The organism is Sinosporangium album, assembly GCF_900100605.1.
Taxonomy (GTDB): Bacteria; Actinomycetota; Actinomycetes; order Streptosporangiales; family Streptosporangiaceae; genus Sinosporangium; species Sinosporangium album.
In genome coordinates this window covers 20,482-47,053 of sequence record NZ_FNCN01000043.1, presented here as the reverse complement: position 1 = coordinate 47,053, position 26,572 = coordinate 20,482, and the positions used below count along the sequence as shown (strand labels likewise).

Sequence of the window (26,572 nt, the reverse complement as noted above, 5' to 3'; positions counted from 1 at the left end):
GACCCGTCTCGCCTCGGCCCTCTCCGTCCCGCCCGACGAGCTTCTCGGTGGCTCCGTCGAACGCCCGCCCGGCAGCGGCCCCCGCTGCGGCACCGGCGAACCCGTCCTGGAGATGCTCGACCGCGCCGACTGCCTGCGCCTGATCGCCCCCGGCGGAGTCGGGCGCGTCGGCTTCAACGACCAAGGCGGACCCACCGTGCTCCCGGTCAACTACGTGCTGCACGACGGGGCGGTCTACTTCCGCACCGCCTTCGGCGGCCCGCTCGACCGCGGCCTGCGCACCGGCGTCGAAGGGCTCGCCTTCAAGATCGCCTTCGAGGTCGATCGGATCGACGACGTCAACCGGGAAGGCTGGAGCGTCCTTGTGCGCGGCGGCGCTCACCTCGTCGCCGAGGAGGAGCGCGACGCCGTCGCCACCCTCGGTGTGCGTCCGTGGGCGGGCGGAGACCGCCAGCTCTACGTGCGCGTCGACGCGGGCGAGATCACCGGCCGCCGCATCCGCGTCTGCGCCTGACCCCGGCCCGGCCCCGGCCTGAGCGCGCCCGACCCCGCCCGACCCCGTCTGGTCCTGTCTGGTCCCCTCTGATCCTGTCGGCTCACGCCTCCGACGCGGAATGCGCCGGAGGCATGATCATGTCCGGGGCGAAGAGTTGGCGGGGTGTAGGGGAACGACTGGTGTTGATCCCCGCCGCCTGGGATTTCTGTACCAAGCGCTTCAGTGGGCATGTACGGTTAGTCAGATAGGTGTTACGCATGGTTACAATATTGGCGTTTCGCCAATCCCTATGAATTTGCGCAATTGGCTAACCCCGCACATGCCGTACCACGCCAAATATGTGGTCAGTCGTGTCGGAGTGGGTTCGGTCGTGGCGAGCCCAACATGCGGGCCTCCCAACCGGACTCGGCACCCCGTGAGTTGTTCAGCGCATCGCACCACCGGTTGCGGCATGGACGGAGGGCCCGCGCTCATCCGCTACCCGCGCGTGACCGGAGTGAAGAGCACCGAAACACGAGTGAGGGGAGATTCGGGTGAGTACGGCACTCGCAACTGCGTGGACGCAGCGCAGACTGACCGCCCTGTTCCATGGCCTGCTGCCCGGCCGAGCTGACCTTGCGGCCATGCGGCGCGATCCGCGGCGCGACCTAGTCGCAGGTGTCACCGTCGCCATCGTGGCGCTGCCGTTGGCCCTGGCCTTCGGCGTCACCTCGGGGGCGGGCGCGCAGGCGGGGCTCGCCACCGCGATCGTGGCGGGTTTTTTAGCCGCGGTCTTCGGAGGGAGCAACCTCCAGGTGTCCGGGCCGACCGGCGCCATGACCGTGGTGCTGGTCCCGATCATCGCGCAGTTCGGGGTGAACGGCGTGCTGTTCGTCGGGCTCCTCGCCGGGGTGATGCTGCTCGGCCTGGCCCTGGCGAGAGTGGGGCGCTTCGCCGCCTTTGTCCCCACTCCTGTGATCGAAGGGTTCACCGCCGGCATCGCCGTGGTCATCGCCCTCCAGCAGATCCCCGCCGCGCTCGGCGTCGCCGCGGGCTCTGCCGAGCGGGTCTGGCAGGTCGCGGCGGAGGCGGTGGCGGCCTTCGTGCGGGCGCCCTCCTGGGAGGCGCCTCTGGTCGCCCTGCTGGTCGCCGCGGTGATGCTCATTGGGGCGCAGTGGCGGCCGGGAGTGCCGTTCTCGCTGATCGCGGTGGCGCTCGCCGCCCTCGCCGCCGAGACCCTGGAGCTCGACATCGCCAGGATCGGCGCCCTGCCCGCCACGCTCCCCGCGCCCTCGCTCGACTTCCTCGACTTCGGGGCGATCGCCGTACTCCTGCCGGCGGCCCTGGCCGTCGCCGCGCTCGCCGCGCTGGAAAGCCTGCTGTGCGCCTCGGTGGCCGACACCATGAGCGCCGACGAGCGCCACGAGCCGGACCGTGAGCTGTTCGGCCAGGGAGTCGCCAACCTGGTGACGCCGCTGTTCGGCGGGGTGCCGGCCACGGGGGCCATCGCCCGTACCGCGGTCAACGTGCGCGCCGGGGCCCGCTCCCGCCTGTCGGCCGTCGTCCACGCGCTGGTCCTGGCCGTCATCGTGTTCGCGCTCGCGGGCCTGGTGGCCCGCATCCCCCTCGCCGCGCTCGCCGGCGTGCTGCTCGGCACGACCGTGCGCATGGTCCAGATCGGCTCGCTGCGTGCCATCGCCCGCTCCACCCGCGGCGACGCGCTCGTCATGGTGCTGACGTTCACCGTGACGGTCGCGCTCGACCTCATCACCGCGGTCGTCGTCGGCATCGGCGTCGCGATCCTGCTGGCGGTCCGGGCGGTCGCCCGCAGCGTCCAGGTTCAGCGGGTCCCCCTCGGCGGGGCCGCGGGCGCGCAGACCGACGAGGAGCGCCGGCTCCTCAACGAGCACATCGTGGCCTACCGCTTCGAAGGACCCCTGTTCTTCGCCGCCGCCCACCGGTTCCTCCTCCAGCTCGGGGCCGTCGCCGACGTCCAGGTCGTCATCCTGCGCATGTCGCAGGTCACCACCGTCGACGCGACCGGGGCCCAGGTGCTGGGCGAGGTGATCAAGCAGTTGGAGCAGCGCGACATCACGGTCCTGCTGTCGGGCGTACGGCCCCAGCACAGGAGGGTGTTCACCGCTCTCGGCGTGGCCTGCGAGGGGTCGGTCTTCACCGACACCCCATCGGCGATCGCGCACGCCCGGCACCTTGTCGCCGGCCGATATGTGCTCCCCTCCGCGAGCCCCTGACCACCGGCATTCCAGCTGATCGGCGACATCTGAGCGCGAGGGGGTGCCATGGGCGCGGACACCGGGGATCACAGAGGTCGGCAAACCCCCTCGCCGCAGTGCGAGATGCCGCCGAAGCGGGGCGGCGCGCTGAGGATAAACGGCCTAGACTCGCCCGTGGATCTGATGACGAGAAGGGGCAGTCGCTCATGAAGGCATCGAAGGGTTCGGCCGGTGGTGCGGGGCGCGGTCGGTCTGGGCCCGTTGATTTCGGACCCGTTCGCCCCGTGGCCGTGAGCCGCCTGTCGGAGCTTGTCGCCGAGCAGATCCGCCAGTTCATCGTGACCGAGGATCTGGCGGAGAACACCCGCCTTCCCTCCGAGCGCGACCTCGCGGTGAGGTTCGGCGCGAGCCGCCCCACCGTGAGTCAGGCACTGCGCACCCTGTCCCTGATGGGCCTGGTGGAGATCCGCCCCGGGTCGGGCGCCTACGTGGTGCACAGGCCCGACCGCAGCATGACGGCGTCGGTCAGTCTCATGCTGGAACTCGACAAGGAGTCCGTGGCGGACCTCGCCGAGCTCCGTTTGTGGCTGGAGACGATAGGTGTTCGCGAGGCGGTCCGCCGCGGCGGCACCGAAGGGCTGGACGACGTGCGGGCGGCGTTCGAGAAGCTGAAGGAGGCCGCGGGCAGCACGTCGGCGTGGATCGCTGCCGACACGGTGTTCCACGCCACGGTGGTGCAGCGTTCGGGCAACCCGTTCCTGTCGTCGATCTACGAGAGTGTGCACACGGCGGTGATCCGCTACGAATACGATCCGTGGATCCAGAGCGAGAAGGTGCCCGCCTGGCTGAAGCCGAGTGCGGCGGGTAGGCTGATTGCGATCCACGAGCCGATCATGCACGCGCTGGAGCGGGCCGACGAGGACGCGGCGGTGTCCGCCGTCCAGAACCACCACACGATGGTGATGGACCACCTGGGCCGCCGCCACACTCACAAGTGGTGACTCCGGTGCGGGCGAGACGGCTGTGACTGGGGATCAGGCCGTCCCGCCCACCCGGAGCCGGGGCTGGGGGTGTCCACTGGGGTTGTGTGGACACCCGCGCGGCGTCCATGCCGCCGCTCCGTATGCACCACCGGCGTGGGAAGCGGGCGATTCCGCGGTCAAACCGCCTCCCGGTGCACCTATCCGTCCCAACATCAGCCAATCGGATAAGTGGCTATGCCAATACACTCACCTCTGGTCGTGGCCTATGTCAAGAGTTCGAGGGGAGTTTTTTGCCGCCGCGCGCACCACGGCGCAGGTCACGCGGTGGATTCCCCTGTATTTCAGGGGATGCGAGGCCCCGGCGGAGGCCAGGTAAAAACCTGAAGCCTGCGGACGCTCCGGAAATGTACGCTCCCTGTGGCCCCAAGTCGGGGCGAGGGGAGTGAGGAGCTTCAGTGAAACCGACGGAGACGGCCTCCCAGAGCGGGAGGCCGGGCGTGAGACGCGACCGGCAAGTGCTCATCTTCGACGCCGACGACACGCTCTGGGAGAACAACGTCATCTTCGAGCGGATCATCGGCGACTTTCTCGACTGGGTCGAGCATCCCGAGTCCGACAGGGACGCCCGCCGCGCCGTGTTCAACGAAATCGAGAAGGCGAACACGCGCGTGCATGGCTACGGCACGCTGGTCTTCCTCCGCAGCCTCGCCGACTGCTTCGCCCGGCTCCGCGGCAGGCCGGCCTCCGAGGCCGAGCTCCGCCACATCGATCGGCTGGCCGTCGCGCTCACGGAGCGCCGCGTCGAGCTCGTCGCGGGGGTGGCCGACACGCTCGCCGAGCTCGGCGGCAGACACGACCTGCTGCTGCTGACCAAGGGCGCCGTCGAGGAGCAGCGGCGCAAGATCGAGGCTTCGGACCTCGCCCACCACTTCAGCAGCGTGCACATCGTGCCCGAGAAGGACGTCGCCACCTACACGCGGATCAGCGCGGACCTCGCGCTCCTGCCCGCCGCCACCTGGATGATCGGCAACTCTCCTAAGTCGGACATCCTCCCGGCGCGGCGGGCGGGCATGAACGCGGTCTTCATCCCGCACGCCCACACCTGGGTGCTGGAGCACGACGAACTCGACCCCGGCGACGCCGGGGTCCTCCACCTGTCGGCCTTCCCCGAGCTGCTCGACCACTTCTAGGCGGCTCCGCCGGCTCCAGTGCGTTCGCGCAGTTCCCGGACGAGGGCGGCGAGCCCGAAGTCCAGGACATCGTCCTGCAGGACGATGTCCTGGACTTCGGTGATGTGGATCAGCGAGGGGTAGCCGCCGGCGAGCCGCCTGATCGCCGCCGCCCGGTCCGCCTCGACGTCGGTGTGCCGCGCTTCGGCGTACAGCGCGGCGCATCCGAGGACGAGGTTTCCCGCCGCGGTGGAGAAGATGACGGCCTCCCGTGCGGAGAGGCCGAGGCGGAACAGGATGGCGTAGGTCGCCTCGGCCATGCGCAGGCGCATGTCCGGCACGTCCACCACCGCGATGTGGAGGTGGACCAGCCACGGATGGGCCTTCAGTAGACGCCAGAGCTCGCGGTAGACGCCGACGAACTCCTCGATCCCGGCCGTGGCCGGATCGGGCACCCGCAGTGTGCTGTAGAGATGTTCCTCGACGGCGGCGAACAGGTCGGCCTTGCCGCTCACATAGTTGTAGATCGACATCTGCTGCGCGCCCAGCGCGGAGGCGACGGCGCGCATGGTGACCTTGTCCGGGCCGTCCCGGTCGAGCAGCGTGATGGCGGCCTCGACGACGAGGGCTCGGCTGAGTGAGTTGCGCCGCACACGGGTGCGTCTCGGGGCCGTCATGCGCTAGGTCTCCTCGGACGAAGAAACGTGGACCGTTTGGTGGATCCGCCATGGCGACGCAATGACGTCCTCCATAACGTGCTTTATACGTTAACGGTTGGCGGAAGTCGGACGCGGCCCGCCCCGGCACAGACCGCGGGCCGTAGGTGGAAGGGACGGGCACCATGATGCTGGACGATCTCCAAAAGAACCTCGAGGATGCGGCGCGCGCCCACGGCGTGCCCGGCGCGGCCATCGCGGTGTGGGCCGACGGCGCGCTGCACGAGGCCGCGACCGGTGTGCTCAACGTCAACACCGGCGTGGAGGCGACCGTCGACAGCGTGTTCCAGGTGGGGTCGACGAGCAAGGTGTGGACCGCCGCGCTGGTGATGCAGCTCGTCGAGGAGGGCCTGGTCGACCTGGACAAGCCCGTCGCCACCTACCTGCCCGAGTTCACGCTCGCCGACGCGGACGCCGCCGCGCGGGTCACCGTACGGCACCTGCTCACCCACACCGGCGGCTTCGAAGGCGACATCTTCACCGACACCGGGCGCGGCGACGACTGCGTCGACATCTACGTAAAGGGCCTCTCCACGGCCGCGCAGGTCACGCCGCCGGGGGAGGCGCTGGCCTACTGCAACTCCGGCTACATCGTGCTGGGCGCGCTGGTGGCGAGGCTGCGCGGCGCCGTCTGGGAGCAGGTCGTGCGTGAGCGCCTGCTGACCCCCCTCGGGTGCACGCAGGCGGCGCTGTACCCGGAGGAGGCCCTGCTGTTCCGCGCCGCCTTCGGCCACGTGACCCCGCCAGGTGCCTCCGAGCCGGTGCCGGCACCCCACTGGCAGCTTCCCCGCAGCCTCGGCCCCGCGGGCTCGATGCTGAACCTGGCGCCCCGCGAGCTGGTCCGCTTCGCCAGGATGATCCTGGCCGGGGGTGTGGCGGAGGACGGGACGCGCGTCCTGGCGGAGGAGTCGGTCCGCCAGATGCTCACCCCGCAGTTCAAGGTGCCGGACCTGCCCGGCTTCGGCGGCCACTGGGGGCTGGGGTTCACCATCATGGGCTGGGGCAACGGCGCCTACGGCCACACTGGCGGCACGATCGGGCAGAGCACCATCTGGTGGATCGCCCCGGAGAGCGGAGTCGTCCTCGCCGTCAACGCAAACGGCGGTGACGTCGACAGCCTGGTCGAGGACGTGGTCAACCCGATCACCAGCCAGGCCGGACTGGTGCCCGAGACCAGGCCCGTGCCCCCGGCGGAGCCCGCCCGCGCCGACGCCGCCCCCTACGTCGGCGTCTACGCCGGTCCGCAGGTCCGCTACAACGTCGCCGCCGTCGACGGCGCGCTCGAAGTGAAGATCACCGTCACCGGCCCGATCTCCGCACTCGGGCTGCCGGACACGGCCGTGCGCTTCGTCGCGTACGGCGAGCACACCTTCATCGGCACCGAACCCCTCGGCGGACAGCACCAGGTGATCTCGTTCGCCATGAAGGACGGCAGGGCCGCCCGCCTGTTCGACGGCCGGGCGTTGCCCCGCGTCTGAGCGGGAGACCCCTGCGGGCTGTGACGCCGGGTCCCGGCGTCACGGCCCCGCACTGTGCACAAGGCGTACCAGGCGCAGGTCGCCGCGGCCGAGGCACTCTGACACAGGTGTCCGCCCTGTATGTCGGGGTGTACGAAGACGGTTGCCGAGTTTGGCGGATCGAATGTGGCGCGCACTGATCCGCCCCTATAACGTGCGATGCACTTTACCCGTGGCGCAGCCGAGCAACTACCGGCGCTCTCCATACGAAAGGGGATCGGATGACGCTCTCCGAACTGCAGAAGACCCTCGACGAGGCGGTCAAGGCTCGCGGCGTGCCCGGTGCGACCCTCGCCGTCTACGCCGACGGCGAGTTGCACGAGGCCGCCGCCGGTGTGCTCAACGTGGAGACGGGTGTCGAGGCGACCCCTGACAGCGTGCACCAGGTCGGCTCCACGACGAAGGTGTGGACGGCCGCCCTCATCATGCAGCTTGTCGACGAGGGCCTGGTCGACCTGGACAAGCCTGTCCGCGCCTACCTGCCGGAGTTCACGCTGGCCGACGAGGAGGCCGCGGCGCGGGTGACCGTACGGCACCTGCTCACGCACACGGGCGGCTTCGTCGGCGACATCTTCACCGACACCGGGCGCGGCGACGACTGCGTCGACATCTACGTGAAGTCCTTGAGCATCGCCGGGCAGATCGACGAGCCGGGCAGCACGTTCTCCTACTGCAACTCCGGATATGTGGTCCTGGGTGCGATCGTGGCCAGGCTCCGCGGCTGCACCTGGGAGCAGGCGCTGCGCGAGCACCTCGCCGAGCCGCTCGGATGCACGCAGGTAGCGGTGCTGCCGGAGGAGGCGGTGCTGTTCCGGGCCGCCGCCGGACATGGGGGCCCGCCGGACAAGCCGCAGGTGGTGAGGCCGTGGCTCGCCCCGCGGAGCAACGGCCCCGCGGGTTCCACGCTGTGCCTGGCCCCGCGTGAGCTGGTGCGGTTCGGGCGGATGCTGCTGGCGGGGGGCGTCGCCGAGGACGGCACGCGGGTGCTGTCGGAGGAGTCGGTCCGTGCGATGGTCACGCCGCAGGTGGATGTGCCGTACTTCCCGGGCTTCCCCTCCGCCTGGGGGCTCGGCGTGGAGCTTCACGGCTGGGGCGGTGGCGCTTATGGGCACGACGGCGGCACGCCGGGGCAGTCCACCACCTGGTGGATCGCCCCCGAACGGGGGGTCGTCCTGGCCCTGGCCGTCAACGGCGGCGACGTGATGGGGCTGCTCGACGACGTCGTCACCCCCCTAGCCCGCGACGTCGCCGGCCTCACCCGCCCTGTGACGCCGAAGCCTCCGGCCGAGCCGGAGGTCGTCGACACCGCTCCGTATGTCGGTTCCTACGCCGCCCCCATCCTCCGCTACGACGTCGTGGACGCGGGCGGCGGCGCCCTCCAGGTGTCGACCGCACCGGGGGAACTGCCGGGCCTTGAGGAGATGCCGACCTCGACGAAGCGGTATGTCGCGCTGTCGGAGCATGTCTTCATCGCCGTGGAAGGCGAGGGGGCCCACCACGAGGTGCTCTCGTTCATCATGGACGGAGGCAAGGCGACCCATGTGTTCCTGAGCCGGGCGCTGCCGCGCGTCTGAGCCGATCACGCCCTGGGCCCGGCCGCTGCCACGCGGCGGGGCCCAGTGCCATGTGCCCAGTGCCATGTGCCATGTGCACGGTCCGTGGACGTCAGGCGTCCGGCTTGCGGCCCAGTCCCGCCAGGTAGAGCAGACTGCTGAGCTTCTGCGGCGCCGGGCCCTGCAGGTCGTCGGGACGCCACTGCGGCGGGTGCACTACACCCGGCTCCACCAGCTCGAACCCGTCGAAGAAGGCCGTGATCTCCTCACGGCTCCTGAGCTGGCCGCGGCCGATGGTTCTCAGCAGCACGGTCTCCAGTTCGCGCGCCTCGGGGGTGGAGTTGGTGAAGTGCGTGATGAGCATGTAGCTGCCGGGGGCCAGGGCCTTCTTGTACTCCGCGATGAGACCCGCGGGGTCCTCCTCGTCCAGCACGTGGTGGACGATGGCGACCAGCAGTAGGCCGATCGGCTTGGACATGTCGAGGAAACCCGAGATCTGGGGGTGTTCGAGCACCTGCTGCGGGGTGCGGAGGTCGGACGTCACGACCGTGGTGTTGGCGTTGGTCGCCAGCAGGGCCCGGCCGTGGGTGAGCACGACCGGATCGTTGTCGACGTAGACGACCTTGGCGTCGGGGTTGACCGCCTGGGCGATCTCGTGGGTGTTCTCGACTGTGGGCAGCCCCGAGCCCAGGTCGAGGAACTGATCGACTCCCTGTTCGCACATGTGGCGTACGGCTCGGGCCAGCACGGCGCGGTTGAGCCTGGCCCCTTCCCCGCCGTCGGGGAACGCCTTGCAGGCGAGTTCGGCGACGGCCCGGTCGACCGCCAGGTTGTCCTTTCCGCCTAAGATCGCGTCGTAGATGCGTGCGATGCTCGGTCTGGTCGGGTCCACCGTCGGCGGAACCCGGTCTTTCTCCTGCTGATCCCAGTCGCTCTCGGTCAATGGATGTTCCTTCTGTCCGACCCCGCGGATGATCAAGAACAAGCATAGTTGCCGCCGAGCTGGGCCATCCATAAGGAACAGATGGCGAACAGAATTTTGCGGACAAGTCCGACGATGAGGTCCGACGAACGTCGGCGGTCTCAGCTCCGTGAGGAGGCGGCCCGGAGCGGGGCGTGCGCCGCCTGGAGATCGTGCAGCATCTCGGCCTGGCCGGAGAGCATCTCGGTGAGGATCTGCCGCGCCATGTCGAGGAGGTCGGCCACCAGCGGCGTCGTCAGCGAGTAGTGCACCGTGGAGCCCTCTTTGCGTGACACGACGAGGTTCGAGCGGCGCAGGACGGCGAGTTGCTGGGAGAGGTGGGCGGCTTCGATACCGACCTCGGGAAGCAGCTCCGAGACCGAATGATCACGCTCGCTCAGCAACTCCAGGATCCGGATGCGCGCCGGATGGCCGAGTGTCTTGAAGAACTCGGCCTTCAGCTGGTAGAGCGGCGTGCTCAATATGATCTCCCTTCCCTGTTCATGCCCCAGGGGGCCACGTGCGTCCGGACCTGCCGCCGTCCGGGGGCTCGTGCCGGCGGACCCTCCGCGTGTGGCGGAGGGGTCCGCGGGCTGTCGGTTATCGGCCTTCCTGTCTGTCACCCGGCGCCGGAACCTCGTCGTCCGGCTCGGAGTCCTCGGCTACGTTGAGCTCCTGACGGAGCCGATCGAGATCTATGACATGGCTGTCATACTTGAGCTTGCGAGCCACCCTCGTTTGCTTCGCCTTGGCCCGGCCTCGCCCCATGGACTCCACTCCTTCGTCTGGACCGTGCCCGGCCCATCCCCACTCGCGCCCGGTGCGGACCGGCGCGCTCTTGTGCATTGTCGCCGCTGTGCAGCGGTGCGGGTCGCCCTCGATGGCCGCATGGGTCAGAGGTGTCGTCGCCCGCGCCTGCCGCTGCTCGCCGACAGAGCACCACTCTACCCAACAGCCTTGCGAATTAAAGAATCTTGCAATTTGCAATTTCGCCAAGTCTTTCGATCTCGGCCCTCCGCCGCTGATCGAGGAGGCACGGGCGGTGAATGTCCGGCTGATCCTGGGACTGCCTGTGGGGGAGGGGGCCGACCTGCCACCATGGGAGTAAAGATCGGGTTCGCGTGAGTCTGAGGGGATCTCTTTGACCGAGGATGGGGTGCGCATGCCGTACGCGGATATCTACTGGGATCCTTACCCGCTCTACGCGCGCGCCAGGGCGGCCGAAGGGCTGACCTTCATCCCCGAGCTCGACTCCTGGCTGGTCAGCAGGCACGCCGACGCGCGCGAGGTGCTGCGCCGCCCCGAGGACTTCTCCTCCGCGAACGCCATGCTGGCGGACATCCCGCCGAGTCCCGAGGTGCTGGCCGAACTCGCGCGGGGCATCGGCGGCGGAGGCACCGTGGTCACGGCCGACGGCGATGCCCACCGGCGCTACCGAAGACCGCTCAACAGAGGGCTTTCCTCCGGGCGGGTCGCCGCGCTGATCCCCTTCATCGAGGAGAGGGCGCAGGCCCTGGTCGACTCGTTCGCCGGGGACGGGCGGGTCGAGCTGATGGAGGGCTACGCCAGGCGGCTGCCCGGCGAGGTGATCGGCCGGCTGTTCGGGCTGGACGAGGCCGACGTGGCTTTCGCCGTACACGGCGGTTATCAGGCCGAGGCGCTGCTGTTCCACCACCTCGGCGACCAGGAGCGCCTGCGCGCGGCCCGCGACATGGTGGACCTGCAGCACATGCTCGACCGCTACGCGCGTGCCCGCAGGGAGCGGCCGAGGGAGGACCTCTGCTCGGAGATCGTGATGGGCCTCGCGCCCGGGGCGGACGAGCTGACTCCCGAGCAGCGCGGGGAGGTGGTGTCCAATTTGCTGAACCTGCTCATCGCCGGGCATCTGACGACGGCCGCGCTGATCGGTACGTCGGTGCTGCACCTGTTGAGCGACCGGGAGCAGTGGGAGCTGCTGTGCGCCTCGCCGGAGCTGATCCCCGCGGCGGTGGAGGAGGCGGCGCGCTACGACACGGCGGTGCAGGCGTTCCGGCGGATCACCACCAGACCGGTGGTTCTCGCGGGTACGGCCCTGCCCGCGGGGGCGCAACTCCTGGTGGCCTTCGGCTCGGCCAATCGGGACGAGGCCAGATATGACCGGCCCGAGAGGTTCGACATCACCCGCTCCCCGGCCCGGCACCTGGCCTTCGGGCACGGGGTTCACGGATGCCCGGGATCGCATCTGGCCCGGGAGCAGGTGCGCGTCACCTTGGAGACGCTGACCACGCGGCTGCCCGGACTGCGGCTCTCCCCGGATCTGCCCGTCACCATGGTGCCCACACTGATGCACCGCTCGCCGCGGGCTTTGGAACTCACCTGGTGACGGGCCGCGGCCCGGCGGTCAGTCGGCGCGGTGGATGACGACCGACACCACGCGGACCGGCTGGTCGGTCATGTTGCGGTACTGGTGCGGCGCCGAGGGGTCGAACGCCAGCGAGTCGCCCGGTTCGAGGACGTAGGTCTCGAAGCCGATGTCCGCGTGGAGGCGGCCCTCCAGCACGAGCAGATATTCGCGGCCCTCGTGGCGGATCAGCGTGCGGGACTCGGTGGAGCGGCCGAAGGGCGCGTAGACGACTTCGAGGAAGTCGACGCGGCCGTCCGCCTGCGGCGTGAGCCGCTCCCAGCGCACGCCGCTGGCGAGGTCGATGGTGCGCCTGGTACTTCCACGCTGCAGGATGGTGGGCACGGCGGGGGCGAGGGCGGGGCCGGTGATGGGGGCGCCCTGCGGGGCCTCGGTGAGCAGTGAGCCCTCGGCGGCATGGCCCGGCGGGGGTGGCACCGGGGCGTGGCTCGCGGGGGCGGGGGAGTGAGCGATCTGGGTAGCAGGCGTGTACTCACCCCAGGAGATCGAGGGGGCCTCGGGGATGGGGGTCGGAACCGGGGCGGGCGCGCCCTCCGCATCGCTGACGCCGAAGAGGTAGTCGAGGGAGATCTGCAGTTCGTTGGCCAAAGCGTAGAGCACCCCTGCGGAGGGCGCGCTCTGTCCGCGTTCGACCTGAGATATAAGGCTCGCCGAGCACCCGGCCCGCTGGCCGAGCTCGCGCAGCGACATGCGACGCTCGGTCCGTATCTTGCGTAGCCTTACACCGAGCCCGGGGCTGGCGCCGGGCTTGGGAGAGTTCATGGAGCCCCCTCACCTGTGTACGCGAGTTCTCGCGTTGAACATCCACCGCACTGTACAGCGATAAACCTTGATGATCTGCGCGTATAGCTAACGCCAAGTGTCACGTTTTGTGCAAGATGGCGGTTTAATCTGCAACTACTGTTGACAGTGTCACTGCACATATGTTCATCATAACGCACAGAGTGTTGTCGCGGTCACACTCGGGTCCACGGCACTGCGGAGGTTCACACCGTGCACAACAAGAACATTTCACACCCCTCACGGCGGGTCGGTGGTGCCCGCCGGACCCTAACCGCAGGGTTCGGCGGCCTTCTCGCCGCCGCGGTTCTGGCCGCCTGCGGCGGGGGGAACGCCGCCCCGGCCGAGGACGATGCCTCCCCGACGGGAGCTCAGGGGGCGGGTCCCAGTGGAACGCTCCACTTCGGGACCAACCAGCGTCTCGATGACTGGGAGACGATCACCAAGCAGAACGCGACGTACACCGCGCTGGTCTACGAGGGCCTGCTGTCGCTGGCCAAGGACGGCATTACGCTCCAGCCCCAGCTCGCGACGAGCTGGAAGGAGAGCGACGAAGAGCTGAGCTTCACCCTCCGCGAGAACGTCACCTTCCATGACGGCACGCCGTTCAACGCCGACGCGGTCGTCAAGAACCTGGAGCGCGTCCGCACCACGCCCAGCACCTACCAGGGCAGCATGAAGGAAGTCGAGAGCGTCACCGCCAAGAGCCCCACCGAGGTGGTCATCAAGCTCAAGCGGCCCGCGCCCAGCCTGCTCATGGAAATCGCCCGGCTTGGCACCTACATCATCTCGCCGAAGGCGCTGGACGACGGTTCCTACAAGACCACGCCGAGCGGCACCGGCCCCTGGAAGATCGACACGGCGGCGTCGACCCGCGGCCTGAAGGTGTCCCTGAAGTACTTCGACAAGTACTACGACAAGGCCAGCGTCGGCCCGCAGAACCTCGAAGTCACCTACATCAACGACGCCGACAGCCTCTACAACGCGATGCGCACCGGCCAGTTCGACGTGGTCTGGGCCACGCCGGCCCTGGCAGACAAGGCCGAAAAGGAAGGCTTCGCGTCCGCGTCGTTCCCGTCGGTGCTGTGGCACCTGCAGATGTACGACACGAAGAAGACGTTGAACCCCGCGAAGCTGCGTCAGGCCATCTGCTACGCGATCAACCCCAAGGACTACATCGACGCCGCGCTCGGCGGCAGGGGCGAGATCCAGACGCAGCGCTTCAGGGAAGGGCAGCCGGGCTTCAACCCCGACGTCAAGGGCTACTCCTACGACCCGGCCAAGGCCAAGGAGCTCATGAAGGAGCTCGGCAACCCCAAGGTGGCCTTCACTCTGATCAGCTGGGACACCCAGCGCCCGATCGCCGAGCTCTTCCGCAGCCAGCTCAAGGAGATCGGGATCGACGTCACGGTCGAGCTGCCGAACTTCCCGCAGTTCCTCAGCACCTACCAGAACGGCAAGTACCCGCTCGCCATCCTGTCGGACGGCGCGCGCGCCGGCGCCTACGACTACTACACGACGAAGTTCGCGCCCGACGCGTCCGGCAACCCGCTGAAGGTCGAGTACCCCGCGATCACCGCGGCTGTGGAAGAGGCCCTGGACGCCAAGACGCCCGATGCCAGGGACGCCGCCTGGCAGAAGATCACCAAGATCGTCGATGAAGAGGCGCTGGACTGCGGCTACTTCAGCTACACCGGCTTCTGGGCCTACAACCCCAAGAAGGTCGACAACATCGTGTCCACCACCAACGATGTCGCGCTCTTCCGCTACAAGGAAGCCAAGGTCAAGGGGTGACCGCCACAAGCGGTTCGATCACCCCAGGAAATGACGCCACCACGGAGACACCAATGGCCCTCAACGAGAACAGCACGCCCGACCTGATCCTGGTCGACGGCCGCATCACCACGATGGCGGGTTACGACCCGGCCGACGAAGTGGAGGCACTCGCGATCACCGGCGACCGGATCTCGGCCGTCGGCACCAGCGAGCAGATCAGGAGGCTGGCCGGCCCGGCCACGCAGGTGGTCGACCTCGCGGGGCGCCGGGTCATCCCCGGCCTCATCGACTCGCACGTGCACATCATGCGAGCCGGGCGCACCTGGAACGATGAGGTGCGCTGGGAGAACGAGCACTCCCTCGCCTCCGCCCTTGAGGCCATCGGCCGCCGCGCCGCCTCGCTGCCGCCCGGCGCGTGGATCAGGACCATCGGCGGCTGGCACCCGGGCCAGTTCCCCGAGGGCCGCGGCCCGACACGTGAGGAACTCGACGCCGTCGCCCCGAACAACCCGGTCTACGTGCAGTTCCTCTACGACTGGGCGGTTCTGAACACGGCCGCCATGCAGGCGATCGACGTGAACGCCGACCTGGTGAACGAGCTCGGCCCGCAGTACTTCGAGACCGACGCCGACGGGCGGTTCACCGGCAAGGTCAGCGGCACCGAGATGATGAAGTGGTTCTACAGCCGCATGCCGGCCCCCACCTTCGAGGAGCAGGTCGCCTCGACCGCGACCATGTCGCGCGAGCTCAACCGGCTCGGCATCACCGGTGCCATCGACGGCGGCGGCATGAACAGCGGCCCCGACACCTACCGCGCGATGTACGAGACGTGGCGGCGCGGTGAGCTTACCGTCCGCACCCGCCTCACCCTGCACGCCTCCGCGGCGGGCCGGGAGTTCGAGGAGATGGCCGGCTACCAGCGGTTCACCCCGCTCGACCTCGGCGACGGCATGCTGCGCGTCCTCGGCGCCGGCGAGCTGATCCTCTACCGGTCGCTGGACAAGATCGGCCAGCCCGCCGACGTGGGCGCCGAGGCGCGGGACCAGTTCCTTCAGATGTTCCGCGACCTGGCCAAGAACCGCTGGACCATCCACGCCCACGCCCACCAGCACGAGACGATCGACGCGATCCTGACGGCCTGGGAGAAGGTGCACGCCGAGTTCGACATCAGCGGCCTGCGCTGGTCGCTGGTCCACGCCGAGCCTCTCAAGCCGGTGGACCTTTCGCGCATCCAGGCGCTCGGCGGCGGCGTGCTCGCCCAGGGCCTGTTCCGCTTCCAGGGCGAGGACGCCCTTGAGATCTGGGGCGAGGAGGTCGTGGCGGAGGCTCCGCCGTTCCGCAAGATGCTGGACATGGGCATGCGGGTCGGCCTCGGCTCCGACGCCATGCGCGTCGCGTCGTACAACCCGTTCACCACCCTCGCGTGGTTCCTCACCGGCCAGACCGTCAACGGCAAGGAGACGCTGGCCAAGCACAACCTGCTCTCCCGAGAGGAGGCGCTGCGCGGCTACACCGCCGCCGGTGCGTGGTTCAGCTTCGAGGAGGAAGAGCGCGGCCGTCTTGAGCCGGGCATGCTCGCCGACCTCGCGGTGCTCAGCGACGACTACTACACGGTCGACCTGGAGCAGATCCAGCACCTCTTCTCGGTCCTGACGGTCGTCGGCGGCAAGGTCGTCCACACCGCCGAGCCGTACGGCACCCTGCCCGTCACCACCGCCAACCGTTCGCTGGGGGTTTCGCGTGTCTGAACGCCGCCTACTCATCAAGGGCGGAATCGTCCTCACCATGGACCCCCTGCTGGGGGACGTGCTAGGTGACATCCTCATCGAGGGCGACCGGATCACCGCGGTCGGCGCCGGCCTTGAGGCCGAGGGCGCCCAGGTGATCGACGCCCGCGGCAAGATCGTGATCCCGGGCCTGCATGACACGCACATGCACTCGTGGCAGGCCCCCCTCCGGGGCGGCTACGCGCACGGCTGGGGCAACGCGGACTACCACAACAATGTGTTCTCACTGCGGGAGAGCTTCACCCCGGTGGACATGTACGACGCGACGTTCGCGGCGGGCGTGGAGATGATCGACGCCGGCATCACCACCGTGCTGAACTTCTGCCACAACACCATGACGCCCGAGCACGCCGACGAGTCGGTCCGGGCGCACCGCGACAACGGCCAGCGCGCCGTGTTCGCGATCGGCATGCTCGGCAGCTTCGAGGAGCTGAAGACCGACCACCAGTGGCGGCTCGACAAGGTGCGCGACCTGCACGCCCAGTTCGGCGACGACCCCGCCGAGCTGATCCGCCTGGGCCTGGCCGTGTCCTCCATGGAATACCGCTCGGTCGACGAGGTGGAGACCGAGATCGCGCTCGCGCGCGAGCTCGGCCTGCGGATGACGTTCCACCAGAACGTGGGCGGCCAGCTCCGCCAGCTCCACCAGCTCGGGCTGCTCGGCGGCGACATGCTGCCGGCGCACGCCAACGTCGCGGCCGACGACGAACTGGAGGTGCTCGCCTCCATGGGCGGCGGCATCTCCTTCACCCCCGAGGGCGAATTCGTCGGCGGACGTTCCATGACGGTGATCGCGCGCTCCCTCAAGGCCGGTGTCACGCCGAGCCTCGGCGTCGACACCGCCGCCCGCACCAAGGTCGACATCTTCGGCCAGATGCGGATCACCTTCACCATCATGCGCTACCTGCAGGCGCAGGAGGAGCGCGAAGCGGACCGCTGGCCGCTGGAGCGCCGCCCCGGGACTCCGCTCGTCGAGCCCCGCACGATGCTGGAGTTCGCCACCGTCAACGCCGCACAGCACATCGGCCTCGGCGACCACCTCGGCAGGCTGGCCCCCGGCTACCTCGCCGACCTCGTGGTCATCGACCCGGGACCGTACGGCATGGCCCTCGGCGACCCGGCCAACCACGTCGTCCTGCGTACGGCTCCCGCCGACGTGGACACCGTGGTCATCGGCGGCGTCGTGCGCAAGCAGGGTGGCCGCCTCACCGACCTGGACGCCGGCGACGCGGGTGCCGCCATCCAGCGTGTCAGGACCCGCGTGCTCGGAGAGGAGCACCCCGCCATGCCACCGCACCTCAGGAAAGTTCCGGCGGCATGATCAAATTCGTCGTCGGACGACTGCTGTCCGCCCTGCCCACGCTTCTGCTCGTCTCGGTCTTCGTCTTCCTCCTCATCCACGCGACGCCGATCGACCCGGTCGCGCAGATCCTGGGTGAGGGGGCCTCCTCCGAGGCCAAGGCTCAGCTCGCCGAGCAGCTCGGCCTGGGCCGGCCGGTCGCCGAGCAGTATGTCTCCTGGCTGGTCTCGGCCGTCCAGGGCGACCTCGGCGCCTCGCTCTACACCAGCCTGTCGGTCTCGGAATCGATCGGCGACAGCATCGGCATCACGCTGTCGCTGGCGATCGCCGGAATGGCCGTGGCGCTGATCGTCGGCATCCCCCTCGGCGTCCTGGGCGCGCTCCGCCCCGGCACCGTGGCCGACCGCCTGCTGACGGTCGTGGTCGCCGCTGGCCTCGCCGTACCCAGCTTCTGGCTCGCCCTGCTCCTAGCGCTGGTGTTCGCCGTGAACCTCGGGTGGTTCCCGGTCATCGGCTACACACCGCTGTTCGAGGACCCCGTCGGCTGGTTGATGGGCCTGGTGCTGCCGTCGCTCGCCCTCGGCGTGCATACCGCAGCGGTCATCGCCCGGCAGGTCCGCAGCGCGATGATCGAGGCCCTGGACTCGTCCTACGTCCAGACCCTGCTGGCCAGAGGCGTCAAACGCGGCGCGATCGTGCTGCGCTACGCGACGAAGAACGCGATGGTGCCGGTGCTCGCCGTCGTCGCCATCCAGATGTCGGTGCTGGTCGCGGTCAGCTTCGTCATCGAGCGGATCTTCGCCATCCCGGGCCTCGGCACGCTCCTCATGGACAGCGTCGTCCGGGCCGACTACCCCGTTCTCCAGGGCACGATCGTCGTGGTCGCGGTCTTCGTGCTACTGGTCAACCTCGCGGCCGACATCGCGTACGGCCTGATCAACCCGAAGGTGAGGCCGCAGTGACAATGGAACCCGTCGCTCTCGCCGACCCGCCTCCGAGCACCGCCGAGGACGCCCCGACGGCCCGGCAGAAGATCGGGATGTTCTACCGGGCGGTCCGGCAGCCGATCACGCTCATCTGCCTGGCCATCCTGGCGCTACAGATCGTGATCGCCCTGGCGGCGCCGCTGCTCGCGCCGTACGACCCACTGCAGCCGAACGTGCAGCACCGGCTGGAGAGCCCCAGCAGCGCCTTCCTGCTCGGCACCGACGACCTCGGCCGCGACACGCTGTCCCGCCTGATCTACGGCACCCAGACCGCGCTCATCGCCTCCGCGCAGAGCGTGGCCATCGGCCTCGTGCTCGGCGTGAGCCTCGGCGTCTTCGTGGGCTACCGCGGCGGCTGGTGGGACCGGATCGGCATGCGCATCGCCGACGTCATGCAGTCCATCCCCGCCCTGCTGCTCGCCCTCGCCCTGGTCGCCGTCATCGGCAACGGCCTCGGCAAGGCCATGCTGGCCGTCGGCATCATCTTCGCCGTCGGCTTCATGCGGGTCGCCCGGGCCGTCGTGCTCGCCGAACGGGAGCGGCTCTACGTCGACGCGGCCCGCGTGCTCGGCCTGAGATCCTCGTCGATCATGTTCCGGCAGGTCCTGCCGAACATCGCCCCGCCGCTGATCGTCCAGGCGTCCATCGCCCTCGGTACGGCACTGCTCATCGAGGCCACGCTGAGCTTCCTCGGCATCGGCGTCGACGCCACCGCGGTGAGCTGGGGCTCCATGCTCGACGCCTCGCGCCAGCACGTCAGCGAGCAGCCGCTGCTCGCGATCTTCCCCGGTGCGGCCATCACGCTGAGCGTGCTCGTGTTCAACCTCCTGGGCGACGGCCTGCGCGACGCCAGCTCGCCGCGCGGCGTCGGCGGCGGCAAGCGCAAGAAGCCCGCCAAGAACACCGCCGCCACCGCCGAGGCCGAGCAGAACGGCACCGCCAAGGCCGTCACCACCGCCCCGGCGAGCGCTCCCACCGCCGACGCGGCGAAGAACGCGCTGCTCACCGTCAGCGGGCTCACCGTCACCACGCACACCGGCGCCGAACTGGTGTCGGGCGCCTCCTTCCACATCGGCAAGGGCGAGACCTTCGGCCTGGTCGGCGAGTCCGGTTGCGGCAAGTCCATCACCGCCGCCGCGATCCTCGGCCTCCTTCCGAAGGGCGTCGAGGTCACCGGCGGCTCGGTCCAGCTCGACGGCACCGAGCTGACCGGCCTCGGCGGGGAGGCGCTCCGCCAGATCCGCGGACGCCGCGTCGGCATGGTGTTCCAGGACCCGATCTCGGCGCTGTCCCCGGTGCACACCGTGGGCCGCCAGCTCACCGACGCCATCCGTTCGCACAGCGGCCTCACCAAGCAGCAGGCGGAGGAACGCGCGGTCGAACTGCTGTCGCTGGTCGGCGTCCCCGCTCCGCGCAAGCGGCTGCTGGACTACCCGCACCAGTTCTCCGGTGGTATGGCGCAGCGCGTCGTCATCGCCGGCGCGCTCGCCTGCGACCCCGAGCTGCTCATCGCCGACGAGCCGACCACCGCGCTCGACGTGACGATCCAGGCGCAGGTGCTCGACCTGCTCGCGGGTCTGCGGGAGCGGCTGAACATGTCGCTGCTGCTCATCACGCACGACCTCGGCGTGGTGGCCGATATCTGCGACCGCGTCGGCGTCATGTACGCGGGCCAGGTCGTCGAGGTGAACACCGTACGCGGCGCGTTCAACCAGCCCCGGCACCCGTACACCGAGGCGCTGCTCGCCGCCATGCCGCACGGCGCGAACGGCAGCGAGGCCCTCGCCACCATCCCCGGACGGGTTCCGCCCGCCTGGGCGTGGCCGCAGGGATGCCGCTTCCACCCCCGCTGCACCTACGCCGTGGAGGAGTGCAAGACCGGTTTCATCCCGCTCGACGACGGCGTGCGCTGCCGCCGGGCGGTCGAACTCAAGCTGGCAGGTGCCAAATGAGCAGGGAGACCATGCTGGAGGAGCGGGCCGGGGCGCGGCCGGGAGCGCGCCCGCTGCTGTCGGTCGAGAACCTCACCGTGCGTTACCCGCTCGGCCGGAGCATCACCGGACGCACCACCAGCCTCGCCGCGGTCAACAATGTCACCTTCGGCATCGAGGCGGGCAAGACGCTCGGCCTGGTCGGCGAGTCCGGTTCGGGTAAGAGCAGCATCGGCCGGGCCATCCTGCGGCTCGCGCCGATCTCCGAGGGCAAGGTCATCTTCGACGGGCAGGACGTCGGCGGCTTCGGCCGCCGCGCCCCCGCCTCGTACCACCGCGACATGCAGGTGGTGTTCCAGGACCCGATGTCGTCGCTGAACCCGAGGCAGACCATCGGCACCACCCTCGGCCAGGGCATCAACCGCCACCGGCCGATGCCGAGCCGGCAGCTCGACAAGGAGGTCATCGGCCTCCTCGACAGCGTCGGCCTGCCGTCCTACCACGCCGACCGCTACCCGCACGAGCTTTCGGGCGGCCAGCGGCAGCGCGTGGCCATCGCCAGGGCCCTGTCGACCAAGCCCCGGCTCATCGTCTGCGACGAGGCCGTCAGCGCACTCGACGTCAGCACCCAGAGCCAGGTCATCAACCTGCTCATGGAGCTCCAGCGGGAGCTGGGCGTGAGCTACCTGTTCATCGCCCACGACCTCGACGTCGTGCGCCACGTGAGCGACACCATCGGCGTGCTCTACCTGGGACGTCTGGCCGAACTGGGACCCGCCGACGAGGTCTACGACACTCCCGGCCACCCCTACACCCAGACGCTGCTCGCCTCCACCCTGGTGGCGAACCCCGACAAGCAGGCGGAACGTTCGGCACGGCGCAGGGAGCTCGGCCCGGTCTCCGAACCGCCGAGCCCGCTCGACCCGCCGCCGGGCTGCCCCTTCCACACCCGCTGCACCTTCGTGACGGACGTGTGCAAGGGCGACATCCCTGTGCTCACCACGCCGCTCTCTCCGACCCAGCAGGTGGCCTGCTACCACGGGGCCACCGTGCGCGGGTGACATCCCTACGCCATCCCCACAACCGTACGGCTCGCGCCAGAACCGGCGCGGCTCCCGGCGCGAGCCGTACGTCACATGAAATATCCAGGAGGTATTCGTGACCATCCCGAGGATCCCCGTCGCCCCCGCTCCGGGCAACATGCTGGTCGACTTCGAGGAGCGGATCAACTTCGACCGGCTGCGCAAGTACCGCATCGGTCGGATCCAGGAGGCGCTGGAGCAGTCCGACCTCGGCGCGGTCCTGGTCTTCGACAACAACAACATCCGCTACCTGACCGGGATCGCGATCGGGGAGTGGACGCGGGAGAAGCTGTCGCGCTACGCGATCTACACGCGTACCGGCGAGCTGATCCTGTGGGACTTCGGCTCCGCCGCCGTGCACAACCGCATGTACGCGCCGTGGATGAAGCCGGAGAACTGCCTCTCCTCCTGGACCACCATGCGCGGTGCGGTGCCTCCGGGCGACCTGATGGCGAACGCCGTTCGCGAGATCAAGGGCCGCCTTGAGGACGCCGGCGTCGGCGGCATGCCGATCGGTGTCGACATCGTCGACATGCCGATGCTCACGGAGCTCGGCAAGCAGGGCATCGACGTGCGCGACGGTCAGCAGACCATGCTCGACGCCCGCCAGATCAAGAACCGCGACGAGATCACCCTGCTCTCGATGGCGGCGGCCATGGTGGACGGTGTCTACCAGGACATCGTCGAGGCGCTGAAGCCGGGCGTGCGCGAGAACGAGATCGTCGCGCTGGCCAACAAGCGCCTCTACGAGATGGGCTCCGACGACGTCGAGTCGATCAACGCCGTGTCGGGCGAGCGGTGCAACCCGCACCCGCACAACTTCTCCGACCGCATGATCCGCCCGGGCGACCAGGCGTTCTTCGACATCATGCACTCGTTCAACGGCTACCGGACCTGCTACTACCGCACCTTCGCGGTGGGCAAGTCCACCGCGCCGCAGCGCGACGCCTACGTGCGCGCCCGCGAGTGGATGGACGTCGCGATCCAGGCCATCAAGCCGGGTGTGTCGACCTCCGACGTCGCGCTGCTGTGGCCGACGGCGCAGGAGATCGGCATGAACGACGAGAAGGAGGCCTTCGGCCTGCTCTTCGGGCACGGCCTCGGCCTCGCCCTGCACGAGCGCCCGATCATCAGCCGCCTCAGCTCCCTGGACAGCCCCATGCAGATCCAGGAGGGCATGGTCTTCGCCCTGGAGACCTACTGCCCGGCGACCGACGGCGTGTCGGCCGCCCGCATCGAGGAGGAGGTCGTCGTCACCGCCGACGGCTGCGAGGTGCTGACCAAGTTCCCCGCCGACGAGCTGTTCGTCACCAACCAGTACTGATGTGAGGACTGACATGACGGAAGTCCAAAGTTCATCCGAGATCTCGGAAGAGCTGGGCATTTCGCTGTACCGGTCGATGAGTACCGCCCGCCAGTTCGAGAAGCGTGCCTACGACCTGTTCATGCAGAACCTGGTCAAGGGCACCACCCACCTCGGCATCGGCCAAGAGGCCGTCGCCTCCGGCGTCGCCGAGGCGATGGCCGACGGCGACTACACCTTCGTGACCTACCGCGGTCACAACCACCTGGTCGCCCGGGGCACCCCGCTCGCGCCGCTCATGGCCGAGCTGCTCGGCCGCGACAACGGCCTCATGCACGGCAAGGGCGGGTCGATGCACCTCATCGACGCCGAACGCGGCGTGCTCGGGTCGTATGCGATCATCGGCGCCCAGCTCGTCATCGCCAACGGCGCCGCCTGGTCGGCGCAGTACCGCGGCAGCGGCCAGGTCACGGTCTGCTTCTTCGGCGACGGCGCGACCAACATCGGCGCCTTCCACGAGGCGCTCAACTTCGCGGTGATCTGGAATCTGCCGGTCGTCTTCGTGTGTGAGAACAACCTCTACATGGAGTACACCAAGACCGACACCATCACCGCGGTCGAGCACCCCGCCGCCGACCGGGCGGCCGGCTACAACCTGCCCAGGATCGTCATCGACGGCAACGACGTGGAAGAGGTCTACCTCACCGCGAAGAAGGCCGTCGATCTCGCCCGCGCGGGCGGCGGCCCCTCCATCATCGAGGCCGTCACCTATCGGCACGGCGGGCACTCCCGGGCCGATCCCGCGAAGTACCGCGACCCCGCCGAGGTCGCGGAATGGCTGGAGAAGGATCCCCTTCCCGCCTACCGGGCGCGCCTGATCGCCCGGGGAGTCGACCCCAGTGTGTTCGAGAAGATCGACGCCGAGATCGGTGTCGAGGTGGACGCGGCGACCGAGGAGGCCAAGGCCGGCGAGTGGCCGAAGCCCGAGCGTCTCTACACGAATGTCTGGGCCGACGGCGGCGCGGAGTGGCGGAACTGAGCGCGCAAGCGCTCCGGATCGTTCAGCCTGCCGTACGAACGAACGCATGAATCGGGGTGAAGAACAGCAATGAGCGTCGAAGTGGTCATGCCCCGCATGGGGGAAACCGTTGATGACGGCACCATCAACTCCTGGTATTTCAAGCCCGGTGACCGTGTGGAGGCCGGCCAACCGCTGCTGGAGATCGGCACGGACAAGGTCGACTCAGAGGTACCTGCCCCCGTCTCGGGGGTCCTGCGCGAGATCCGGGTCCAGGCCGGTGAGACTGTCGACATCGGAACCGTTCTCGGCGTCATCGACCCCGACTAGCCCCTGTGAGCCGCCCCCGCACGGAGACGTGCGGGGGACGGCGGGGGCACGACAGGTCTCCTGCGCGGTCGCGGACCGGGGAGAATCTCTCGTTCACAGGAAAGAAGTGCAGATCCAGTGAGTTTGTTGACCTATCGCAGCGCTGTCGCCCGCGGCATCGCTCAGGAGATGCGCCGGGACGACAGGGTGGTGTTCCTCGGTGAGGACGTCGCCGCCGCCGGCGGCGTCTTCAAGACGACCGTAGGACTGCTTGAGGAGTTCGGCCCGCTGCGGGTGCGGGACACACCCATCAGCGAGCAGGCGATCCTCGGTGCCGCCATGGGCGCGGCCATGACCGGGCTGCGCCCGATCGCCGAGATCATGTACAGCGACTTCTTCGCGGTCTGCTGGGATCTCGTCGCCAACGAGATCTCCAAGAGCCGCTACATGTCCGACGGCCAGGTGTCGTTCCCGCTGGTCATCCAGTGCGGCAACGGCGCCGGCCTGCGGTTCGGCGCGCAGCACTCCCAGTCGATCGAGAACTGGGCCATGTCCATCCCCGGCCTCAAGGTCGTCGCTCCCGCGACCCCCCGCGACGTCGTCGGCCTCATGGCCGCCGCCGTCCGCGACGAGGACCCGGTCGTCTTCTTCAACCACAAGGCGCTCTACGCGTCCAAGGAGGAAGTGCCCGACGGGGAGATCGTCGACGAGCTCGGCAAGGCCGTCGTCCGCCGTGAAGGCGGCGACGCCACCATCGTCGCGCTCGCCGCCATGGTGCCGAGGTCGCTCGCCGCGGCCGACCTCCTCGCCGAGGAGCACGGCATCCAGGCCACCGTCGTCGACGTGCGCAGCCTGGTTCCGCTCGACACGCAGACCATCCTGAGCGAGGTGGAGAAGACCGGAACCCTGTTCACCGTCGAGGAGAACCCGCGTCTGTGCGGCTGGGGCGCGGAGATCGTGTCGATCGTCACCGAAGAGCGCTGGGACGCTCTGGACGGCGCCCCCATCCGCATCACCACCCCTCACATCCCGCTGCCGTCCGCCGACAGCCTGGAGGACCTCGCCCTGCCCACGCCTCGGCGCATCGCCGACACCGTGGCCAAGGCCCTCAAGGGCTAACCCTCAGGGCCCCCTCGGGGACCCCCGTGGAAAAGGCGCAGCCAGGCCCACTCTGTGGACCGGCGGCCCGGGACCGGCCCGGCGGAGGACCCGCCGCCGGGCCACCGTGTGCACCGGCCATTCGTCCGCCCTCCCCCGGCGTGGGCGAGTGGCCGGTGCGCCGCCGTACGAAACCAATGCGTGCGCACCATGCGCATCAGGAGAGAGAGCGTAGATATGAGTAAGCACAGCATCGGTTGGCTCGGCACCGGCAACATGGGCGCCGTCATGTCCGGCATGCTGCTCGACAGCGGCGCCGACGTGACCGTGTGGAACCGCACCGTCTCCAAGACCGAGCCCCTCGTCGCCAAGGGCGCCAAGGTGGCTGGCAGCGTCGCCGAGCTGGGCGCCAACGACATCGTGTTCGTCATGGTGTCGGCCTCCGCCGACCTGATCGCCGTCACCAAGGGCGAGGGCGGCCTGCTCACCGCCGAGCGCCGTCCGAAGATCATCGTGGACTGCTCCACCGTCTCCGCCGAGGCCTCCGCCGAGGTCCGCGCCGCCGCCGAGGAAGCGGGCGTCGCCTTCATCGCCTCGCCCATCAGCGGCAACCCGCACATGGTCGCCGAAGGCCGCGCCGCCATCGTCACCTCCGGCCCCAAGGCCACCTTCGACGAGGTCGAGGGCTACCTCAAGGTCATGGCCCCCACCGTCGTGTGGGCCGGCCCGGGCGAGGAGTGCCGCCTGGTCAAGATCTGCCACAACCTGCTGCTCGGCATGATCACCCAGGCCCTCGTCGAGGTCACCGCCCTCGCCGAGAAGGGCGGCGTCACCCGCGCCGCCTTCACCAGCTTCATCAACGGCTCGGTGCTCGGCTCCACCTTCATCAACCACAAGTCCCGCGCGATCGTCGCCCGCGACTACACGCCCACCTTCAACAACAAGATGCTCCGCAAGGACTACGACCTCGGTCTGGGCGCGGCCCGCACCCTTGAGGTGCCCATGCCGCTGAGCTCCATGGTCCACCAGCTCATCCAGACCGCCATCGGCCACGGCTTCGCCGAAGAGGACTACGCCGCCCTCTACGAGGTCGAGGCCCGCGCCGCCGGCCTGCCCCTCCGCGGCGAGGAGTAACCACCCCAGCGTTGGCCGCCGGGTGTCGGCCAACGCCGACCCCGCATCACCGAGGCGGC

23 protein-coding genes are annotated in these 26,572 nt (G+C 69.3%); 18 read left to right on the top strand and 5 right to left on the bottom strand.

Annotated elements, in window-relative coordinates; genetic code table 11:
- From BLQ73_RS27830 to BLQ73_RS27815, 4 genes are all read left to right on the top strand, one after another.
- Positions 1-514, top strand: a 514-nt coding sequence (locus BLQ73_RS27830) for a pyridoxamine 5'-phosphate oxidase family protein (protein WP_245691499.1), incomplete at its 5' end; no start/stop codon positions are given.
- A 605-nt stretch (positions 515-1,119) separates the two neighbouring features.
- Positions 1,120-2,727: a SulP family inorganic anion transporter gene (locus BLQ73_RS27825; protein ID WP_093175127.1), complete on the top strand. Its 1,608-nt coding sequence runs from the start codon at positions 1,120-1,122 to the stop codon at positions 2,725-2,727.
- Positions 2,728-2,993: 266 nt separating this feature from the next.
- Positions 2,994-3,710: a FadR/GntR family transcriptional regulator gene (locus tag BLQ73_RS27820; protein ID WP_176955725.1), complete on the top strand. Its 717-nt coding sequence runs from the start codon at positions 2,994-2,996 to the stop codon at positions 3,708-3,710.
- A 437-nt stretch (positions 3,711-4,147) separates the two neighbouring features.
- Positions 4,148-4,882, top strand: coding sequence for an HAD family hydrolase (locus tag BLQ73_RS27815; RefSeq protein ID WP_245691497.1), 735 nt, complete (start codon positions 4,148-4,150; stop codon positions 4,880-4,882).
- Here BLQ73_RS27815 and BLQ73_RS27810 read toward each other — a convergent pair.
- Positions 4,879-5,538 (bottom strand): TetR/AcrR family transcriptional regulator, encoded by a 660-nt coding sequence (locus BLQ73_RS27810; protein ID WP_093175122.1) that lies wholly within the window; start codon positions 5,536-5,538, stop codon positions 4,879-4,881. The genes BLQ73_RS27815 and BLQ73_RS27810 overlap by 4 nt on opposite strands.
- A 164-nt stretch (positions 5,539-5,702) precedes the next feature.
- Between BLQ73_RS27810 and BLQ73_RS27805 the strand changes: the two genes are divergently transcribed.
- Both BLQ73_RS27805 and BLQ73_RS27800 read left to right on the top strand, forming a co-directional pair.
- The gene (locus tag BLQ73_RS27805; protein ID WP_245691496.1) at positions 5,703-7,055 is read left to right on the top strand and encodes a serine hydrolase domain-containing protein; all 1,353 of its coding nucleotides are present in this window, start codon (positions 5,703-5,705) and stop codon (positions 7,053-7,055) included.
- A gap of 260 nt (positions 7,056-7,315) precedes the next feature.
- Positions 7,316-8,668: a serine hydrolase domain-containing protein gene (locus BLQ73_RS27800; protein WP_093175120.1), complete on the top strand. Its 1,353-nt coding sequence runs from the start codon at positions 7,316-7,318 to the stop codon at positions 8,666-8,668.
- A 91-nt stretch (positions 8,669-8,759) separates the two neighbouring features.
- Here BLQ73_RS27800 and BLQ73_RS27795 read toward each other — a convergent pair whose 3' ends face one another.
- From BLQ73_RS27795 to BLQ73_RS27785, 3 genes are all read right to left on the bottom strand, one after another.
- Positions 8,760-9,590, bottom strand: a complete 831-nt coding sequence (locus BLQ73_RS27795; protein ID WP_245691495.1) for an SAM-dependent methyltransferase — start codon at positions 9,588-9,590, stop codon at positions 8,760-8,762.
- A 140-nt stretch (positions 9,591-9,730) separates the two neighbouring features.
- A complete protein-coding gene (locus BLQ73_RS27790) occupies positions 9,731-10,090 on the bottom strand; it encodes an ArsR/SmtB family transcription factor (protein ID WP_093175115.1) in 360 nt (119 codons plus the stop codon).
- A 118-nt stretch (positions 10,091-10,208) separates the two neighbouring features.
- Complete coding sequence (locus BLQ73_RS27785; RefSeq protein ID WP_093175140.1) at positions 10,209-10,376, bottom strand: DUF3073 family protein; 168 nt, start codon at positions 10,374-10,376, stop codon at positions 10,209-10,211.
- A 373-nt stretch (positions 10,377-10,749) separates the two neighbouring features.
- On the opposite strand from BLQ73_RS27785, the gene BLQ73_RS27780 reads away from it, so the two are divergent.
- A complete protein-coding gene (locus BLQ73_RS27780; protein ID WP_245691493.1) occupies positions 10,750-11,970 on the top strand; it encodes a cytochrome P450 in 1,221 nt (406 codons plus the stop codon).
- An 18-nt stretch (positions 11,971-11,988) separates the two neighbouring features.
- On the opposite strand, the gene BLQ73_RS27775 is transcribed toward BLQ73_RS27780, so the two are convergent.
- Complete coding sequence (locus BLQ73_RS27775) at positions 11,989-12,771, bottom strand: helix-turn-helix domain-containing protein (protein WP_093175108.1); 783 nt, start codon at positions 12,769-12,771, stop codon at positions 11,989-11,991.
- A gap of 231 nt (positions 12,772-13,002) precedes the next feature.
- Here BLQ73_RS27775 and BLQ73_RS27770 point away from each other — a divergent pair, with 231 nt between their 5' ends.
- The 11 genes from BLQ73_RS27770 to BLQ73_RS27720 all read left to right on the top strand — a co-directional run bounded on the left by BLQ73_RS27770 (position 13,003) and on the right by BLQ73_RS27720 (position 26,513).
- The gene (locus BLQ73_RS27770; protein ID WP_093175106.1) at positions 13,003-14,583 is read left to right on the top strand and encodes an ABC transporter substrate-binding protein; all 1,581 of its coding nucleotides are present in this window, start codon (positions 13,003-13,005) and stop codon (positions 14,581-14,583) included.
- A gap of 53 nt (positions 14,584-14,636) precedes the next feature.
- Positions 14,637-16,313, top strand: coding sequence for an amidohydrolase (locus BLQ73_RS27765; RefSeq protein ID WP_093175104.1), 1,677 nt, complete (start codon positions 14,637-14,639; stop codon positions 16,311-16,313).
- On the top strand, positions 16,306-17,673 hold the full coding sequence (locus BLQ73_RS27760) for an amidohydrolase family protein (protein WP_143020476.1): 1,368 nt from the start codon (positions 16,306-16,308) through the stop codon (positions 17,671-17,673). The genes BLQ73_RS27765 and BLQ73_RS27760 overlap by 8 nt, the downstream gene beginning before the upstream one ends.
- Entirely contained in the window at positions 17,670-18,614 is a 945-nt protein-coding gene (locus BLQ73_RS27755; protein ID WP_093175099.1) for an ABC transporter permease, read from the top strand. The genes BLQ73_RS27760 and BLQ73_RS27755 overlap by 4 nt, the downstream gene beginning before the upstream one ends.
- 2 nt (positions 18,615-18,616) lie before the next feature.
- Complete coding sequence (locus BLQ73_RS27750) at positions 18,617-20,590, top strand: dipeptide/oligopeptide/nickel ABC transporter permease/ATP-binding protein (protein ID WP_093175097.1); 1,974 nt, start codon at positions 18,617-18,619, stop codon at positions 20,588-20,590.
- Positions 20,587-21,630, top strand: a complete 1,044-nt coding sequence (locus BLQ73_RS27745; protein ID WP_218126052.1) for an ABC transporter ATP-binding protein — start codon at positions 20,587-20,589, stop codon at positions 21,628-21,630. Before BLQ73_RS27750 ends, BLQ73_RS27745 begins: the two co-directional genes overlap by 4 nt.
- Positions 21,631-21,727: 97 nt before the next feature.
- Positions 21,728-22,975, top strand: coding sequence for a M24 family metallopeptidase (locus BLQ73_RS27740; RefSeq protein ID WP_218126051.1), 1,248 nt, complete (start codon positions 21,728-21,730; stop codon positions 22,973-22,975).
- 13 nt (positions 22,976-22,988) lie between these two features.
- The gene (locus tag BLQ73_RS27735; RefSeq protein ID WP_093175091.1) at positions 22,989-23,993 is read left to right on the top strand and encodes a thiamine pyrophosphate-dependent dehydrogenase E1 component subunit alpha; all 1,005 of its coding nucleotides are present in this window, start codon (positions 22,989-22,991) and stop codon (positions 23,991-23,993) included.
- Positions 23,994-24,062: 69 nt separating this feature from the next.
- Positions 24,063-24,302, top strand: coding sequence for a biotin/lipoyl-containing protein (locus tag BLQ73_RS27730; RefSeq protein WP_093175089.1), 240 nt, complete (start codon positions 24,063-24,065; stop codon positions 24,300-24,302).
- Positions 24,303-24,428: 126 nt separating this feature from the next.
- Positions 24,429-25,400, top strand: a complete 972-nt coding sequence (locus tag BLQ73_RS27725) for an alpha-ketoacid dehydrogenase subunit beta (protein WP_245691491.1) — start codon at positions 24,429-24,431, stop codon at positions 25,398-25,400.
- A gap of 216 nt (positions 25,401-25,616) precedes the next feature.
- Positions 25,617-26,513, top strand: a complete 897-nt coding sequence (locus BLQ73_RS27720) for an NAD(P)-dependent oxidoreductase (RefSeq protein WP_093175084.1) — start codon at positions 25,617-25,619, stop codon at positions 26,511-26,513.
- The last annotated feature ends 59 nt before the right edge of the window (positions 26,514-26,572 follow it).

What these genes read in the sequence shown, in the direction of transcription:
- BLQ73_RS27745 (WP_218126052.1), top strand. Translation starts at nt 20,587, where the DNA reads ATGAGCAGGGAGACCATGCTGGAGGAGCGGGCCGGGGCGCGGCCGGGA.
- BLQ73_RS27785 (WP_093175140.1), bottom strand. Translation starts at nt 10,376, where the DNA reads ATGGGGCGAGGCCGGGCCAAGGCGAAGCAAACGAGGGTGGCTCGCAAG.
- BLQ73_RS27810 (WP_093175122.1), bottom strand. Translation starts at nt 5,538, where the DNA reads ATGACGGCCCCGAGACGCACCCGTGTGCGGCGCAACTCACTCAGCCGA.
- BLQ73_RS27750 (WP_093175097.1), top strand. Translation starts at nt 18,617, where the DNA reads ATGGAACCCGTCGCTCTCGCCGACCCGCCTCCGAGCACCGCCGAGGAC.
- BLQ73_RS27825 (WP_093175127.1), top strand. Translation starts at nt 1,120, where the DNA reads ATGCGGCGCGATCCGCGGCGCGACCTAGTCGCAGGTGTCACCGTCGCC.
- BLQ73_RS27775 (WP_093175108.1), bottom strand. Translation starts at nt 12,771, where the DNA reads ATGAACTCTCCCAAGCCCGGCGCCAGCCCCGGGCTCGGTGTAAGGCTA.
- BLQ73_RS27720 (WP_093175084.1), top strand. Translation starts at nt 25,617, where the DNA reads ATGAGTAAGCACAGCATCGGTTGGCTCGGCACCGGCAACATGGGCGCC.
- BLQ73_RS27805 (WP_245691496.1), top strand. Translation starts at nt 5,703, where the DNA reads ATGATGCTGGACGATCTCCAAAAGAACCTCGAGGATGCGGCGCGCGCC.
- BLQ73_RS27765 (WP_093175104.1), top strand. Translation starts at nt 14,637, where the DNA reads ATGGCCCTCAACGAGAACAGCACGCCCGACCTGATCCTGGTCGACGGC.
- BLQ73_RS27755 (WP_093175099.1), top strand. Translation starts at nt 17,670, where the DNA reads ATGATCAAATTCGTCGTCGGACGACTGCTGTCCGCCCTGCCCACGCTT.
- BLQ73_RS27735 (WP_093175091.1), top strand. Translation starts at nt 22,989, where the DNA reads ATGACGGAAGTCCAAAGTTCATCCGAGATCTCGGAAGAGCTGGGCATT.
- BLQ73_RS27800 (WP_093175120.1), top strand. Translation starts at nt 7,316, where the DNA reads ATGACGCTCTCCGAACTGCAGAAGACCCTCGACGAGGCGGTCAAGGCT.
- BLQ73_RS27730 (WP_093175089.1), top strand. Translation starts at nt 24,063, where the DNA reads ATGAGCGTCGAAGTGGTCATGCCCCGCATGGGGGAAACCGTTGATGAC.